Source organism: Mycobacterium colombiense CECT 3035, assembly GCF_002105755.1.
Taxonomy (GTDB): Bacteria; Actinomycetota; Actinomycetes; order Mycobacteriales; family Mycobacteriaceae; genus Mycobacterium; species Mycobacterium colombiense.
The window spans coordinates 3101141-3116174 of record NZ_CP020821.1; the positions used below are offsets into that span (position 1 = coordinate 3101141).

At 69.2% G+C, this 15034-nt stretch carries 12 protein-coding genes; 3 read left to right on the forward strand and 9 right to left on the reverse strand.

Annotated features, from left to right (window positions below; translation table 11 throughout):
- Window positions 1-8 precede the first annotated feature (8 nt).
- From B9D87_RS14165 to B9D87_RS14190, 6 genes are all read right to left on the reverse strand, one after another.
- Entirely contained in the window at window positions 9-1988 is a 1980-nt protein-coding gene (locus B9D87_RS14165; RefSeq protein WP_007776983.1) for a vWA domain-containing protein, read from the reverse strand.
- Window positions 1981-3375: a sigma 54-interacting transcriptional regulator gene (locus B9D87_RS14170; protein ID WP_040631975.1), complete on the reverse strand. Its 1395-nt coding sequence runs from the start codon at window positions 3373-3375 to the stop codon at window positions 1981-1983. The genes B9D87_RS14165 and B9D87_RS14170 overlap by 8 nt, the downstream gene beginning before the upstream one ends.
- Before the next feature lie 86 nt (window positions 3376-3461).
- A complete protein-coding gene (gene purH / locus B9D87_RS14175; RefSeq protein ID WP_007776987.1) occupies window positions 3462-5045 on the reverse strand; it encodes a bifunctional phosphoribosylaminoimidazolecarboxamide formyltransferase/IMP cyclohydrolase in 1584 nt (527 codons plus the stop codon).
- Window positions 5042-5689 (reverse strand): phosphoribosylglycinamide formyltransferase, encoded by a 648-nt coding sequence (gene purN / locus B9D87_RS14180; RefSeq protein WP_007776989.1) that lies wholly within the window; start codon window positions 5687-5689, stop codon window positions 5042-5044. Before purN ends, purH begins: the two co-directional genes overlap by 4 nt.
- Before the next feature lie 161 nt (window positions 5690-5850).
- Window positions 5851-7260 (reverse strand): cell division protein PerM, encoded by a 1410-nt coding sequence (locus tag B9D87_RS14185; protein WP_007776991.1) that lies wholly within the window; start codon window positions 7258-7260, stop codon window positions 5851-5853.
- A gap of 47 nt (window positions 7261-7307) precedes the next feature.
- Window positions 7308-8222, reverse strand: coding sequence for a DUF5336 domain-containing protein (locus B9D87_RS14190; RefSeq protein ID WP_007776992.1), 915 nt, complete (start codon window positions 8220-8222; stop codon window positions 7308-7310).
- Window positions 8223-8476: 254 nt separating this feature from the next.
- Between B9D87_RS14190 and B9D87_RS14195 the strand changes: the two genes are divergently transcribed.
- A complete protein-coding gene (locus tag B9D87_RS14195; protein ID WP_007776994.1) occupies window positions 8477-9325 on the forward strand; it encodes an LLM class F420-dependent oxidoreductase in 849 nt (282 codons plus the stop codon).
- 3 nt (window positions 9326-9328) lie between these two features.
- On the opposite strand, the gene B9D87_RS14200 is transcribed toward B9D87_RS14195, so the two are convergent.
- The 3 genes from B9D87_RS14200 to sucC form a co-directional block, all read right to left on the reverse strand.
- Window positions 9329-10852 (reverse strand): acetyl-CoA acetyltransferase, encoded by a 1524-nt coding sequence (locus B9D87_RS14200; RefSeq protein WP_007776995.1) that lies wholly within the window; start codon window positions 10850-10852, stop codon window positions 9329-9331.
- Window positions 10853-10969: 117 nt separating this feature from the next.
- Complete coding sequence (gene sucD, locus B9D87_RS14205) at window positions 10970-11872, reverse strand: succinate--CoA ligase subunit alpha (protein WP_007776997.1); 903 nt, start codon at window positions 11870-11872, stop codon at window positions 10970-10972.
- Between the two features lie 12 nt (window positions 11873-11884).
- Window positions 11885-13048, reverse strand: a complete 1164-nt coding sequence (gene sucC, locus B9D87_RS14210; protein ID WP_007776999.1) for an ADP-forming succinate--CoA ligase subunit beta — start codon at window positions 13046-13048, stop codon at window positions 11885-11887.
- Window positions 13049-13371: 323 nt separating this feature from the next.
- Here sucC and B9D87_RS14215 point away from each other — a divergent pair, with 323 nt between their 5' ends.
- Window positions 13372-14427 carry a M23 family metallopeptidase gene (locus B9D87_RS14215; protein WP_007777001.1) on the forward strand — a complete coding sequence of 352 codons (1056 nt, stop codon included), beginning with the start codon at window positions 13372-13374 and terminating at the stop codon, window positions 14425-14427.
- Between the two features lies 1 nt (window position 14428).
- Window positions 14429-15019 carry a hypothetical protein gene (locus B9D87_RS27205; RefSeq protein WP_007777002.1) on the forward strand — a complete coding sequence of 197 codons (591 nt, stop codon included), beginning with the start codon at window positions 14429-14431 and terminating at the stop codon, window positions 15017-15019.
- Window positions 15020-15034: the final 15 nt, after the last annotated feature.

Sequence of the window (15034 nt, forward strand, 5' to 3'; positions counted from 1 at the left end):
TGCGGCGGTCAGCGACGCCGGGACCGCAGGTAGTCGCCGACCACGGCCGCTCCCAGGCCGTCCAGATCGGGCACCACGACCCGTCCCTCGACGCGCCGGGCGACCTGGTCGATGAACCGGGCCAGACCGGGGTCGCTGCCCAGCCGGAAAATGGTGATCTGCGCGCCCAGGCGCGCCATCTCGTCGAAGCCGCGCACGGTGTGGGCGATGGTCCGCGGATGCGGCGGGTAGTCGAAGAAGACGGTCGTGCCGTCGCCGTCGAAGTCCTCCAGGTGCGCGGTCGGCTCACCGTCGGTCACCACCAGCACTACGGGCTGCGCGTTGGGGTGCCGGCGCAGATGGCGGCCGGCCAGCGCCAGCGCGTGATGCAGGTTGGTGCCCTGCTCGTAGACGCCTTCGAGGCCGGTGAGCTCGGCGGCGGTCACCGTCCGCGCGTATCGGCCAAAAGCGATGATCTGCAAGGCATCCGAGCGGAAACGGGTGCACACCAGGTGGTTGAGCGCCAGGGCCGTCTGCTTCATCGGCAGCCAGCGGTTCTCCATCACCATGGAGAACGAGGTATCGACCAGCAGTGCGACCGCCGCCTGCGTCCGCGTCTCGGTTTCGGATACCTCGACGTCATCGACGGTGATCTTCAGCCGGCCGTCCGGTCCGTCCAGGGTGGCGGTTCCCGCTTGCCGCAGAACGGCATTGGTCAACGTACGGGAGATGTTCCACGGCTCGGTGTCGCCGAACTGCCAGGGCCGGGTGGCGCCGGTGAGTTCGCCGGCCGCTCCCGCGCGCCGATGGTCGCGCTCTCCCCGGCGACCGGAAAGTTGTTGCGCCACATCGCGTAGCGCCGTCTCACCGAGTCGACGCATGGCCTTCGGAGACAGCCGCCACTGGCCGTCGGAGCCGCGGTCCAAGAAGCCCTGATTGACCAGCGCCCGTTCCAATTCGGCGAGCGTGCGGGCGTCGACGGCGGCCTCGTCACCGAGCTGGCGCGCCAGCGCGTCCAGGTCGACGTCGTCCATCGTCGCGCCCGGATAGCTCTGCGAGAGTTGCTCGGCCAGTTGCTCCAGCTCGGCGATGTCGGACAGCGCCTGGGTGCCCTCCCCCATCCCGAACGGGTTGTCACCGGAGAACTGCTCGGACCCGCCCCAGTCCTCCCCCGGCCGCGCCGCCTGCAGGTGGGCATCGAGCCGGTTCAGCGCCTGCATCAGCGAGGGCGAACCAAAAGCCTGCTGCGCCAAGGCATCCAGCTCTGCGCGTTGCTCGGCGCTCAGGCTGTTGCGGAAACGCTGCGCGGCGGCGGCGCGCTTGGCCAGCGAGTCCAGCAACTCATCGACGTTTTGCGGGTTCTCCGGGAAGAACTCGCCGTGGGAGTCCATGAAGTTTTCGAAGTCTTGCTGGGTGTCCTCGCCGCGGGCGTGCTTGTCCAGCAGGTCGTTGAGGTCGTTGAGCATCTCGTTGACCCGCTGGCGATCCTCGTCGGTGGCGCCTTCCAGCGCCTGCTTCATGCCCGCGAAGCGTTGGTCGAGCATCTCGCGGCCGAGCAGATCCTTGATCTGATCGTACTTTTGGCGCGCCTCGCCGCTGCGCCAGTTGTAGTCGGAGAGCTCCTGCACGGCCTTGGCCGGCGACGACGGCAGCGCATCCAGTTGCAGCTCGCCGAACCGGGCGTCGTCGTCGAGCGCGCGGGCCAGCTCCTTGCGCTCGGCCAGCACGGCCTCGTCCAGGAGTTTCTTGATCTCCTGCAGGGTTCCGTCTAAGTTGTTGCGCCGCAACAAATCGCGTCGGCGCCGGTTGGCCTCGGCGGCCAGCCGGTCGGCACCGGGCATGTTCTTGGTGCCGCGGCGCAGCAGCTCGGACAGCGCACGGCGCGGCGACGTGCCGGCCATGACATCCTGGCCGATCTGTTCGAGCGCCTCGCGCAGATCCACCGGCGGGGCCAGCGGGTCGGGCCCGCCGGTGTACGCCGAGTAGCGCGAGGAATGCCCTTTAGCCATAGACGGTTTGACCCTCCCCGGATACCTTGTCGATGCGCTTGGCCAGATACAGGGCCTCGAGCGCCAGCTCCAGCGCCGCGGCGCGTTCGCCTTCCGACTGCGCGCCGAGCTTGGCCGCGATCTTGTCCACCACGGGCAGGTTCGGGACGGCGGCCAGCACGTCCTTGGCCGACACCCGCTCGCCCGTCGTCACCGCCGAACCGCCCTCGACCGCGGCCACCAGGGAGCCGACGTCGATGCCGCCCAGCACCCGCGACGCGGTGTCCGCCGTCGCCCGGCGCAGCAGGTGTTCGAGCACGGCCTGTTCGCGGCCCTCCTCGCCGGACTCGAATTCCAGCTTGCCGCGCAGCACATCGATCACCGTGCCCAGGTCGACCACCCGGGCCACCGGATCCGTTTCCCCCAGCACCGCACCGCGATGCCGCGCGGCGGCGGCGACGGTCTCGGCGGCGGCGATGGCGAACCGCGCCGACACCCCGGAGCGTTGATCGACGGAGTTGGACTCCCGCAGGTAACGGGCGAACCGGGCGATGACCTGCATCAGGTAGTCGGGAACCTGCGACGACAGGTGCGCCTCCTGCGCGATCACGCCGACTTCGGCCTCCAGCTCCAGCGGGTAGTGGGTCCGGATCTCCGCGCCGAAACGGTCCTTGAGCGGGGTGATGATGCGGCCCCGGTTGGTGTAATCCTCGGGGTTGGCGCTGGCGACCACCAACACGTCCAGCGGCAGGCGCAAGGTATAACCGCGGACCTGGATGTCGCGCTCCTCCATCACGTTGAGCATCGACACCTGGATGCGCTCGGCGAGGTCCGGCAGTTCGTTGACCGCGACGATGCCACGGTGCGCGCGCGGGATCAGGCCGTAGGCGATGGTCTCCGGGTCTCCCAGGCTGCGGCCCTCGGCGACCTTGATCGGGTCGATGTCGCCGACCAGGTCGGCGACGCTGGTGTCCGGGGTGGCGAGCTTCTCCGTGTAGCGCTCGCTGCGGTGCTTCCATTCGACCGGCAGGTCGTCGCCCAGGGTGGCGGCCTTGCGGATGGACTCCGGCGTGATCGGCGAGAAGGGGTGCTCACCCAGCTCGGCCCCGGCGATCACCGGCGTCCACTCGTCGAGCAATCCGGTCAGCGCGCGAAGCAGCCGGGTCTTGCCCTGACCGCGTTCACCGAGCAGAACGAAGTCGTGGCCCGCGATCAGCGCCCGCTCCAGCTGGGGCAAGACGGTGTCGTCGAATCCCAGAATGCCCGGCCAGATGGCTTCACCATCTCCGCCTTCGGCGAGGCGTGCGAGCAGATTTTCGCGTATTTCCTGCTTGACTCCCCGTTCACGATGACCGGCGGCACGCAGTTCGCCGACTGTGCGGGGCAGGTTGCTCGGTGACGTCACCACTCCACGCTACGACGCGCGCTCAGACGAGTCATGCCAAGGGCGTTCACTACACGCTTATTGACTCCAGCGCCGCCCGCGCACGGTGGCTAATGCGCGAAGTGACGCGCCCCGGTGAGATAGAGCGAAATGCCGGCGTTGGCCGCCGCGGCGGTCACCTCGTCGTCACGCACCGATCCGCCGGGGTGCACGATCGCCTTCACTCCGGCGCCGGTCAGCGTCTCGAGTCCGTCAGGGAACGGGAAGAACGCGTCCGAGGCCGCGACCGCGCCGCGCACCCGGTCGCCGCCGCGTTCGACGGCCAGCCGCGCGGCGTCGACCCGGTTCACCTGACCCATGCCGACGCCGATGGTGGCGCCGCCGCCGGCGATCACGATCGCGTTCGATTTCACGGCGCGGCAGACGCGCCAGGCGAACACGAGGTCGGCCAGCGTCGCCGGATCAGCGGGCGAGCCGGTGGCCAGCGTCCAGTTCGCCGGGTTGTCGCCGTGCGCGTCGAGCTCGTCGCGCTGCTGCACCAGCAGGCCGCCGCTGATCGGCCGCAGCTCGGTGCCACCGCTCAGCGGCTCCGAACCCACCAGCACCCGGATGTTCTTTTTGCGCGTCAGCACCTCCAGCGCGGCCGGCTCGTAGGCGGGCGCGACGATGACCTCGGTGAAGATGGTGCTGACGTACTCGGCCATCTCCAGGCTGACTTCGGTGTTGGCCGCGATGACCCCGCCGAACGCGCTCAGCGGATCGCACTCGTGCGCCTTGCGGTGCGCGTCCGCGACCGATGCCGACGAGATGGCGATGCCACATGGGTTGGCGTGCTTGATGATTGCCACACAGGTCTGCTCGTGATCGAAGGCCGCCCGCCAGGCCGCGTCCGCATCGGTGAAGTTGTTGTAGGACATCTCTTTTCCGTGCAGCTGCTCGGCCTGCGCCAGCCCCGGCCACGCGCCCGGGTCGCTGTACAGCGCCGCCTGCTGGTGCGGGTTCTCGCCGTAGCGCAGCATCGCCGAGCGGCGCCAGCTGCGGCCCAGCCACTTCGGGAACGTCGTCGGCGGGTGCTCGGGAGCCAGCGTCGACTCCATCCAGCTCGCCACCGCGATGTCGTACTCGGCGGTGTGCTGAAACGCCAGCGAGGCCAGCTTTTTGCGCTCGGCGAGGGTGAAGCCGCCGGCGCGCACCGCGGCGAGCACCCCGTCGTAACCCTGGGGTTCGGTGATCACCGCCACGCTGGGGTGGTTCTTCGCGGCGGCCCGCACCATCGACGGACCGCCGATGTCGATCTGTTCGACGCACTCGTCGATGCTTGCTCCCGAGTCGACGGTCTCGGTGAAGGGATACAGGTTGACGACGACGAGCTCGAAGCCCGCAATCCCGAGTTCCTCGAGTGCGGCCGCGTGCTCGGGCTTGCGAAGGTCCGCCAGCAGGCCCGCGTGCACGCGCGGGTGCAGCGTCTTGACGCGACCGTCGAGCACTTCGGGGAAACCGGTCAGCTCCTCGACCCGGGTCACCGGAATGCCTTTGTCCGCAATGACCTTCGCGGTCGACCCGGTCGAGACGATCTCGACGCCCGCGGCCGCCAGGCCCTGGGCGAGGTCGACCAGCCCGGTCTTGTCGTACACGCTGATCAAGGCGCGCCGGATCGGCCGTTTGGCGTCTTCGCGCCAGTCGTCGGTGCTCATCGGTTGGTCGCCTTTCGTCCGATCGTCGCTGTTCTCCCGACCAGCGTCAGGCCGCCGGTTGCGATCGCGGCCACCACGTCCACCAGGAGCTTCCGTTCGGTGACTTTGATGCGTTCGTGCAGAGTCTCTTCGGTGTCGCCGTCGAGCACCGGAACGGATTCCTGCGCCAGAATCGGCCCGGTGTCCGTCCCGGCGTCCACCAGGTGCACCGTACAGCCTGTGACCTTCACGCCGTAGGCCAACGCGTCGGCCACTCCATGCGCGCCCGGGAACGCCGGCAGCAGCGCCGGGTGGGTGTTGATGACCCGACCGTAGAACCGCGAAAGGAACTGTGGCCCAAGTATTTTCATGAACCCGGCGGAGACCACCAGGTCGGGCGAGTGCGCGGCGGTGGCCTCGGTGATGGCCGCGTCCCATTCGGCGCGGTCCGGGTGATCGCCGAGCCGGACGGTGAACGCGGGCACCGAGGCGGCCGCGGCGATCTCGGTGGCCAGGCAGTCGCGGTCGGCTCCGACGGCGACCACCCGGGCCGGGTAGTCGGCGACGGCGGACGCCAGCAGTGAATTCAGCAGCGACCCGGTGCCCGACGCCAGCACCACGACCCGTGCCGGTGCGTTCGGGGGCACATGGAGCGGTTCGACCACATCGGCGAGCCTACTGGCGACGTCATCGCCCCGACGATGAGGCTGGCCGGTCATCGCCCCGACGATGCGGCTGGCCGCAGTGCAATTGCCCGCCTTCGAGCGACAATCACGTGGTGGCGCAGCGCACTCAGCGCGGTGTCGCTACGAGGCGGGCAAAAGGCCTAATCCCCGGGATCTCGCTCGGGCGCGCCCGGCTCCGGTTCGGTCGGAAGCGGCGCGTCGGCAGCGGCCGGCGCGTCGGGTTCGGCGGGATCGCCAGGCGCGACCGCATCCTCCGCAGGCACAGCGCCCACACCGCCCGAAGGTACATCGACCGAATCCGCCGGGATCGCGTCCACCTCCTCCGCGTCCTCGGGCGGCCGATCGTCGTCGAAGACGCCCGCGAAGTCCGCGGGTTCCTCGACCGCGGCGGGCGCGGGCCTGGGCTTGATCCGTCGGGGCCTACGCATGATCCCGCCGGTCATCACGACGGTGATCCCGCCGACGACCGCGAACCAGAAGAAGACGCCGACGAGCAACGCGCCCTGGTCCACGCCGACGTGGCCGAAGTTGCCCAGCTGGCCGCTGCCGGCGTAGGCGAGCAACGACATCACCAGCGCCCCGCCCACCGCGGCGACCAGCAGCTTGGCCGCGGCCGCGAGCAGGGGCAGCGCACGCCGGGCGCACTGCTGGCCGACCGCCACGCCGGAGGCTGCACCGATGATCAGCAGCGCCACCCAGACCGGGCCTAACGGCGGCCTGGGGACCGCGGCCAGCACCGGCAGGGCCGGGATGTCGCCGCCGAACACGGTGAACGAGCTGAAGGTCGCGAACCCGATGTGCGCGCTGGACCCGACGGCCATCGCCGCGGTGCCCACAATCACGTTGGGCGCGTACAGCATTGACAGCAGGGTGAGGCTGAATTCGCCGAAGATCGAATCGGTGATGCCGTAGAGCTCCTGCATCGTCGACCAGTGCACGACCAGCGACCCGGCCGCCACCAGACCGGACAGCCCCAGCAACGCCAGCAGGCCGGCGGAGGCGGCGCGCACGGAGTCGACGAGCCAGAACGGCAGCGACGCCGCCGCCAGCGCCCGTGGGCCCACCCGGGACCACACGCCGATCCCGGCGCCGGCGGCGTGCACGACGAGCACGCTGAGGAACGCCCGCAGCGCGCTGGGTGTCTGCAGCTCGGTGATGACCGACGACGCGTCGTGGATGATCGCCAGGGCGATCGCCGCCATCAGCAGCGGGCCCCCGAGCGCCGAGGCTACGACCCAGCGGACGACCAGCCACGACGAGTGGGGCGTGGTGGCGCGCGCCGTGCTGCGCGCCGTCGCCCAGATCATCAGGAGGACCGGAAGCAGCGGCATCACGCCGAGTTCGCGGCCACCGATCGAGACCGGGACCTGGTGCACCCCCAGCCACATGCTGGCGATGGCGCCCAGCGCGCCGGTCATGTCGCTGTTGGCGATCAACAACTGGATCAGCGTGACCGCGGCGATGATGACCAACGCCACCACCGCCGGCGCGAACGCGACCCTGACTAGGTCACGTGCCTGGCGCGCGCCCGCTGCCCGGTTGTCCTCCACCCGTGTCACTCTGGGGCACGTCCCCGACTAGGCGCGACAGCGCACGGTTAGGAGGGCGCTGGCCCAGACGGTGACGACGGCGACTGCTGCTCCTGACCGAACTGCTGGCCCCCACCCTGCTCGGAGAAATTCGCTGTCGCCGAACCGGCATCCGATCCTCCGCCGACGTTCGGCGGCGGGCTGAAGCTGGGGAAACCGGTGGGCGGCGTCGACGGGCCCTGCTGCTGCGCCGACGGCTGGGAACCCGACTGCGGCGACGGCTGCGCACCGAAACCGCCGGTCGGAACGCCGCTCTGGGTGGGCGCCGCGCTGGGCGAATAACCGCCGTACTGCGACCCGTATCCCTGCGGCGACTGCTGCTGGCCGCCGTGCTGCTGGCCGCCCGCCTGCTGTCCGTAGTAGGGCTGCTGACCGTACTGGCCGTATTGGCCGTACTGGTTGTACTGCGCGTAGGGGTCGTACTTGGGCCGCGGCGCCGGCGCGGTGATCACCCCGGACTCCAGCAGGACCACGACGACCGCGGCGATCGCCTGCAGCACGACGGCCGCGACCAGCGGCCACATCGCCCAGCCGATCGCGAAACCGGCGGGCAGGTTGATCGTCTCGGTGATGGCCAGCAACGCGCCCAGCACCGCGATCACCGCAACGATGCCCGGGTAGTTCTTGGTCTTCGGCAGCAGGCCGAGCCCGGCGAGCAGCGCGGCCAGCACGGCGACCACCACCGCGGTGCCCGCGTCGCCGGCGCGCCCACCGATACCCGGGCCGAGGTCGGCGCCGATGGTGAAGGTGGGTCCGAAGTTCAGGAGGTACGCGGCCAGACCCAGCACGACCACCGCGATGTTCAGGTAGAACGGCAGCTTGCTCGGTCCGTCGTCGTCCTTGGCGAAGGACGGTGTGGCGCCCGCGTAGCCGCCGCCGGGTTGCGCCGGCGGATAGCCCGGGCTTCCGGGAGAGTAGGTCATGGCTCCTCCTGTTGCTTCCAGTGCCTTGAACTGCCTAGCGGTCGCCACGGTTGCAGTGCAACGCTGTGCTTCCAGGCGCCTCGCTGCGCGAGCGACGCGGTCGATCACCCACGCTAGCGCACGTGCGGCAAACCGTGCCGCCGCCACCGGCTTGGACGGCGCGGGCCACCGCGCCGTCGCCGCGGGTCCCTCGCGAGACGGTCCGTGTCACAACGGCTTGCCCAGCGGAGGTAGAACACGTTCTAATTCTCTGCATGGATTACGGGCTTGTGCTTTTTACCAGCGATCGTGGCATCTCCCCGGCGAAGGCCGCGAAGCTCGCCGACGACCACGGCTTTACTACCTTCTACGTGCCAGAACACACCCACATTCCGGTGAAGCGCGAGGCCGCTCACCCCACGACGGGGGACGAATCGCTGCCTGACGATCGCTACATGCGGACACTAGACCCATGGGTAAGTCTGGGTGCCGCGTGCGCGGTCACCTCGCGGGTGCGCCTGTCGACGGCGGTGGCCCTGCCGGTCGAGCACGACCCGATCACCCTGGCGAAAAGTATTGCCACCCTTGACCACCTGTCGGGCGGACGGGTGAGCCTGGGCGTCGGGTTCGGCTGGAACACCGACGAACTCGCCGACCACAACGTGCCACCGGGCCGACGCCGCACCATGCTGCGCGAGTACCTCGAGGCGATGCGGGCGCTGTGGACCGAGGAGGAAGCCCAGTACGACGGCGAATTCGTGAAGTTCGGTCCCAGCTGGGCCTGGCCCAAGCCGGTGCAGTCACACATCCCGGTGCTGGTGGGCGCCGCGGGCAACGAGAAGAACTTCAAGTGGATCGCGCGCAGCGCCGACGGCTGGATCACCACCCCGCGCGACTTCAACATCGACGAGCCGGTGAAGCTGCTGCAGGACACCTGGGCGGCCGCGGGCCGCGACGGCGCCCCGCAGATCGTGGCGCTGGACTTCAAGCCGGTGCCCGAGAAGCTCGCCAAGTGGGCCGAGCTCGGCGTGACCGAGGTGCTGTTCGGGTTGCCGGACAAGCCCGAGGACGAGGTGGCCGCCTACGTCGAGCGGCTGGCCGGCAAGCTCCCCGCCCTGGTCTGACGCTCAGGCCAGCGTGACCCGGTTGTCCTTCTCGGTCGGCCGGACCACGATCGACGCCCCGAGCGGCTCGCCCTCGCTGAGCAGGCCGACCAGATCGGGGTCCTCGCTCAGGGCCAGGAAGCGGCTGCCGTCGTCGAGCCGGCCGACGATGAGGCCGGTGTGCACCGGCCAGTCGTAGCGCACCGTGTAGGTCTCGATCCTCGCCCGACCATCGGCCTTGATGGTCACCGGCATCTTGGGGCGGGCGGCGACCTCGGCGCGCAGTGCGGCGCCGTTGTCGGGCTTCCAGTTCACCGGCGTGGTCGAGTACACCCCGACGGAGTACTTGCTCATGATCCCGCCGTTCGCGGCGACCAGGCCGAATTGCCCCGGCAGGTCCCGCATTTCGCTGACCGTCTCGGCGATGCCGTGCAGTGAGTAGTTGTTGCCCGGTCCGCCGAAGTACGGCAGGCCGCCGGTGAGCGTCAGCCCGCGCGGATCGTCGGTGGCCAGACCCATTCCGTCGCAGAAGTTGAACACCGGCACCGGGAAGCAGCTGTACAGGTCGAAGGTCGAGACGTCGTCGATGCCGACACCGGCCCCGGCGAGAGCTTCGGTGACGGCCAATACCGAAGCCGAGTTGTACGTCAGGTCGAGGCGGTCCAGCAGGGGCTGGTCCACCATGTCGGCGTGGCCGTGCAGGAACACCCAGCGCTCCTCGGGCACGCCGAGCCGCCGCGCGGCCGCCACCGACATCAGCAGCGCGGCCGCACCCTGGTTGACCTGGTCGCGGGCCACCAGCAGCCGCGGGTACGGATCGCAGATCATCCGGTTGGACGCCGTGACGGTGATCAACTCGTCGACGCCGCGCTCCACCGGAGAGGACGCGAACGGATTCTTCGCCGCCACTTTGGTGAACGGGGCGAAGAGTTCGCCCATCTGGCGCCGGTAGTCCGCCACGCTCAGGCCCAGCCGGGCGCGGCGCGCGTTCTCCAGCAGGCCGTACTGGGCGGGCGCCCCGATCAGGCCGTGCGCGACGGTGTAGTCATCGAACAACCCGTCGTAGCCGAAGCCCCGGTCCTCGAGCGAACCTTCTACCGTGTCGGAGTGGTCCGGCTTCTCCCGGTCCGCGAAATACCGGATGCTGGAAGTGTTTTCGGAGCCGAAGATCATCACGACCTCGGCCTTACCCGAGGCGATGACGCCGGCGAACTCGGTGACCAGATGCTGGGGGCCCTGGCCGCCGATGGGCTCGAGAACCGCGCGCGCCGGTGCGGCACCGATGCGTTCGGCCACCGACCGCGGGTAGTTGTTGGACTTGCCCATCGGCGCGGGTGTGCGCCCGGAGAGCTCGAACTGCCGGATTGCGGCGACGGTGTCGATCGCCGCGGCGACCGCGCTGGCGTCGGCCCCGCAGTCGTGCAGTGCGGCCTGCGCCGCCGCCGTCGCCAATTCGACCGACGACATGCCGCGGTAGCCGGAGTCCTCGATGCGCTCGGTGAACTGGCCCACCCCGACGATGACGGGGGTGTTCGGGTCGAGATTCATAGACCCACTATCTACCGAGGGTCGGGCCCCGGCCAAATCCGGGGCTCGACGCACGGCTCGAAAGTGGCGGCCCGCTTCGCCCGGCTACGCCGCGCTCGCGATCGCCACGGTCGGCCCCTACAGGCTCTGCAGGATCTCCCGGGCCAATTCCGCTGTCTCCGACGGGGTCTTGCCCACCTTGACGCCGGCCGCCTCCAGGGCCTCCTTCTTGGCGGCCGCGGTGCCCGACGAGCCGGACACGATGGCGCCCGCGTGGCCCATCGTCTTGCCCTCCGGCGCGGTGAATCCCGCGACGTAGCCGACGACCGGCTTGGACACGTTGGCCTTGATGTAGTCGGCGGCACGCTCCTCGGCGTCGCCGCCGATCTCACCGATCATCACGATGACCTTGGTGTCGGGGTCCTTCTCGAAGGCCTCGATGGCGTCGATGTGGGTGGTGCCGATCACCGGGTCGCCGCCGATGCCGATCGAGGTGGAGAAGCCGAAATCGCGCAGCTCGTACATCATCTGGTAGGTCAGGGTGCCCGACTTGGAGACCAGGCCGACCGGGCCGGGCCCGCTGATGTTCGCCGGGGTGATGCCCGCCAGCGCCTCGCCCGGGGTGATGATGCCGGGGCAGTTCGGCCCGATGATGCGGGTTTTCTGCCCCTTGTCGACGTTGTAGGCCCACGCATACGCGCTGTCCTGCACCGGGATTCCCTCGGTGATGACGACCAGCAGCGGGATCTCGGCGTCGATGGCCTCGATGATCGCGTCCTTGGCGAACTTCGGCGGCACGAAGACGACCGACACGTTGGCGCCGGTCTCCTTCATCGCCTCCGCGACGGTGCCGAAGACCGGGAGCTCGACGTCCTTGCCGACGGGATCCACGTGCGACACGGTGGTGCCCGCCTTACGGGCGTTCACGCCACCCACCACCTGGGTGCCGGCCTTCAGCATGAGCGCGGTGTGCTTGGTGCCCTCACCGCCGGTGATGCCCTGGACGATTACCTTGGAGTCTTTGTTCAGGAAGATCGACATCTCTTGTGTCCCTTACTTGTTCGCCAGCTCGGCGGCTTTGTCGGCACCGGCGTCCATGGTCTCGGCCTGGATCACCAGCGGGTGGTTGGCTTGGGCCAGGATGCGCCGGCCTTCGTCGACGTTGTTGCCGTCGAGCCGGACCACGAGCGGCTTGTTGGCCTCGTCGCCGAGCATGTTCAGCGCGGTCACGATGCCGTTGGCGACGGCGTCGCAGGACGTGATGCCGCCGAAGACGTTCACGAACACGCTCTTGACCTGCTTGTCGTTCAGGATGACGTCGAGGCCCGCGGCCATCACCTCGGCCGACGCGCCACCACCGATGTCGAGGAAGTTGGCCGGCTTGACCCCGCCGTGCTTCTCGCCCGCGTAGGCGACGACGTCGAGCGTCGACATCACCAGGCCCGCACCGTTACCGATGATGCCGACCGAGCCGTCGAGCTTGACGTAGTTGAGGTCGTGCTCCTTTGCCTTGAGCTCCAGCGGGTCGGTGGCGTCGCGGTCCTCGAACTCGGCGTGGCCGGGCTGGCGGAAGTCGGCGTTGGCGTCCAGGGTGACCTTGCCGTCCAGCGCCAGAATGCGGTCCTCGGGATCGCGCACCAACGGGTTGACCTCGACCAGCGTGGCGTCCTCGGCGACGAAGACCTCCCACAGCTTGTTGATGGTGACCGCGGCGGCGTCGAGCACCTCGGCGGGCAGGTGACCCTGCTCGGCGATGGAACGCGCGGTCGCCAGGTCGACGCCCTTGACGGCGTCCACCGGGACCTTGGCCAGCCGCTCGGGCTTGGTAGCGGCCACCTCTTCGATCTCCATGCCGCCCTCGACTGAGCACATGGCCAGGTAGGTGCGGTTGGCGCGGTCCAGCAGGAAGGAGATGTAGTACTCCTCGGCGATGTCGCTGGCCTCGGCGACCAGCAGCTTCTTCACCACGTGTCCCTTGATGTCGAGACCGAGGATGTTCTTGGCGTGCTCGTAGGCGTCGTCGGGCGTCGCGGCGTACTTGACGCCACCCGCCTTGCCGCGTCCGCCGACCTTCACCTGCGCTTTGACCATCACCGGACGACCGATCTCGGTGGCGATCTCGCGAGCGCCCTCGGCGGTGTCGGTCACGCGTCCCGGCGTAGTCGGTACGTTGTGCTTGGCGAACAATTCTTTTGCTTGATACTCGAAAAGGTCCATGGACTCTCTGTCTTCGCTCGACTCAACTACTAGGCCTCTTGGTGGGCGGTGCCGCACTCGGCAACTCGCACGGACGAACTGTATCCACCCCTCGAACGGCTTTGACCGCCGCGTCCGCCGATGTGGCACAGCTCACCGGCTATGGGTTGACCGCCCCCGTGATCCAAATCACAATTCCGGCCGGATTTTCCATCGAGGTTGCCAGCCCCGCGCGTTAGCGGATACCTTCCTAGGGTCCAGATAACGTTATGGTCACGATACGAGGACATTTCAGGTTGTCCCAGCACCGTTTTGCCCGGCCTTCTGCCGTAACTGAAGGCGTCGTGAGGGTAGGTCGCGCCGCAGGCGCCCGGTGGGCCGACGCACCGCATCGCACCGAAGTCACCGAGATCCTTCCGCTCGACGGGTTCGATTTCGACGACTTCGAGTACAGCGATGACGCCGGCGATCTCGGCGATTTGGACTTCAGCAACGACTCACCGTTCGACAACGAGGCGCAGGTGCTGCTGGCGCCCGAGCTCGACGACCTCCACGAGGCCGACGACGTACGCCCGGCATGGCTGGCCGCACCGGTCACCGAGGTGCTGCCGCGGGTAGTCGTCGAACCGCGCACCGAGCGGCGTCTCGAGCGCTCGCACACCACCGACGTCGTCGGCGTCGCCCGCCGCGGCGGGCAGCACCGCAAGCAACCGACCAGCGCGGCCCGGGGCCGGCTGCTGATCTCGGCGATGGCCGCCGGCGCCGCCGCCGCGGCCGCCCACACCGCCACCAGCCACGCCGACACCCCCAAGACCGACGCCGTGCTGACCGCCAACGCGTCCGCGCTCACCGGCGGCGCGGGCGGCAGCAGCACCGTCCGCGGCCCCCAGGTGATCGCCGCGGCGCCGGCAGCGACCGCCGCGCTGCACAACCAGGAGCTCGCCAAGGGCGTCGCCTTCGCCAACGATCGCGCTCAGCGCGAGGCCCGGCTGTCGCAGCCGCTCTACGTGATGCCGACCAAGGGCATCTTCACCTCCAACTTCGGTTACCGCTGGGGTGTGCTGCACGCCGGCATCGACCTGGCCAACTCGATCGGAACACCGATCTACGCGGTGTCCGACGGCGTCGTCATCGACTCCGGCCCGGCCAGCGGCTACGGCATGCTGGTCAAGCTGCGGCACGCCGACGGCACGGTCACGCTCTACGGCCACATCAACACCACGCTGGTCAGCGTCGGTGAGCGCGTGATGGCCGGCGACCAGATCGCCACCATGGGCAACCGGGGCAATTCGACCGGCCCGCACCTGCATTTCGAGGTGTTGCAGGGCGGCAGCGAACGGATAGACCCCGTGCCGTGGCTCGCTAAGCGTGGTCTTATGGTCGGCAACTACGCTGGTTGAGGTGACCGCGCCGAACGAAGAAAACTCCGGCCCGCGTACGCCCGAGCCCACGCCCGAGCACGATTCGCCCTCCGAGTCACGGACGCGAATCATCCGGCGCGCGCCGACCGGTCCCATCCCGACCACCCCGGACAGTCCGACCACCCACTTCGCCACGCAATCGGCGGCCTACCGGGCCGGTTCCCGTCCGGGTCGCACCGGCTATGCCGGAGTGCCTGCCCTCGAGCCCACCGATCGGACGGCCGTCGCCGCGTGCGCGGTGAGCATCGTCAGCGGCTGGGCCACCTCGGTGGTGGCCACCGACCTGATCGCCGGCTGGTGGCGAACCGACCGCCTGTTCTGCATCGCGGTCGCCTTCCTGGCCCTGGTGTTCGCCGGCACCACGGTGTCGGGCGTGATCCTGTTGCTGCAGCGCCGATCGATCAGCCGCTACCTCCTGATGGCCGGCGCGCTGGTCGCCTTCCTCACCTACATCGGGGTGTTCATCGCCGGCGCCCGCGTCGCGTGGGTGGTGCACCTGCTGCCGATATTGCCGATCGCCACGGTCGTGCTGGTGCTGCTGCCGCAGACCAAACGCTGGCTGGAGGCCTAGACCTGCGCCGAATCC

Excerpts from the sequence above, each read along its gene's own strand:
- B9D87_RS14190 (WP_007776992.1), bottom strand. The coding sequence starts at position 8,222 with ATGACCTACTCTCCCGGAAGCCCGGGCTATCCGCCGGCGCAACCCGGC.
- sucD (WP_007776997.1), bottom strand. The coding sequence starts at position 11,872 with ATGTCGATCTTCCTGAACAAAGACTCCAAGGTAATCGTCCAGGGCATC.
- B9D87_RS14200 (WP_007776995.1), bottom strand. The coding sequence starts at position 10,852 with ATGAATCTCGACCCGAACACCCCCGTCATCGTCGGGGTGGGCCAGTTC.
- B9D87_RS14195 (WP_007776994.1), top strand. The coding sequence starts at position 8,477 with ATGGATTACGGGCTTGTGCTTTTTACCAGCGATCGTGGCATCTCCCCG.
- B9D87_RS14165 (WP_007776983.1), bottom strand. The coding sequence starts at position 1,988 with ATGGCTAAAGGGCATTCCTCGCGCTACTCGGCGTACACCGGCGGGCCC.
- purH (WP_007776987.1), bottom strand. The coding sequence starts at position 5,045 with ATGAGCACCGACGACTGGCGCGAAGACGCCAAACGGCCGATCCGGCGC.
- sucC (WP_007776999.1), bottom strand. The coding sequence starts at position 13,048 with ATGGACCTTTTCGAGTATCAAGCAAAAGAATTGTTCGCCAAGCACAAC.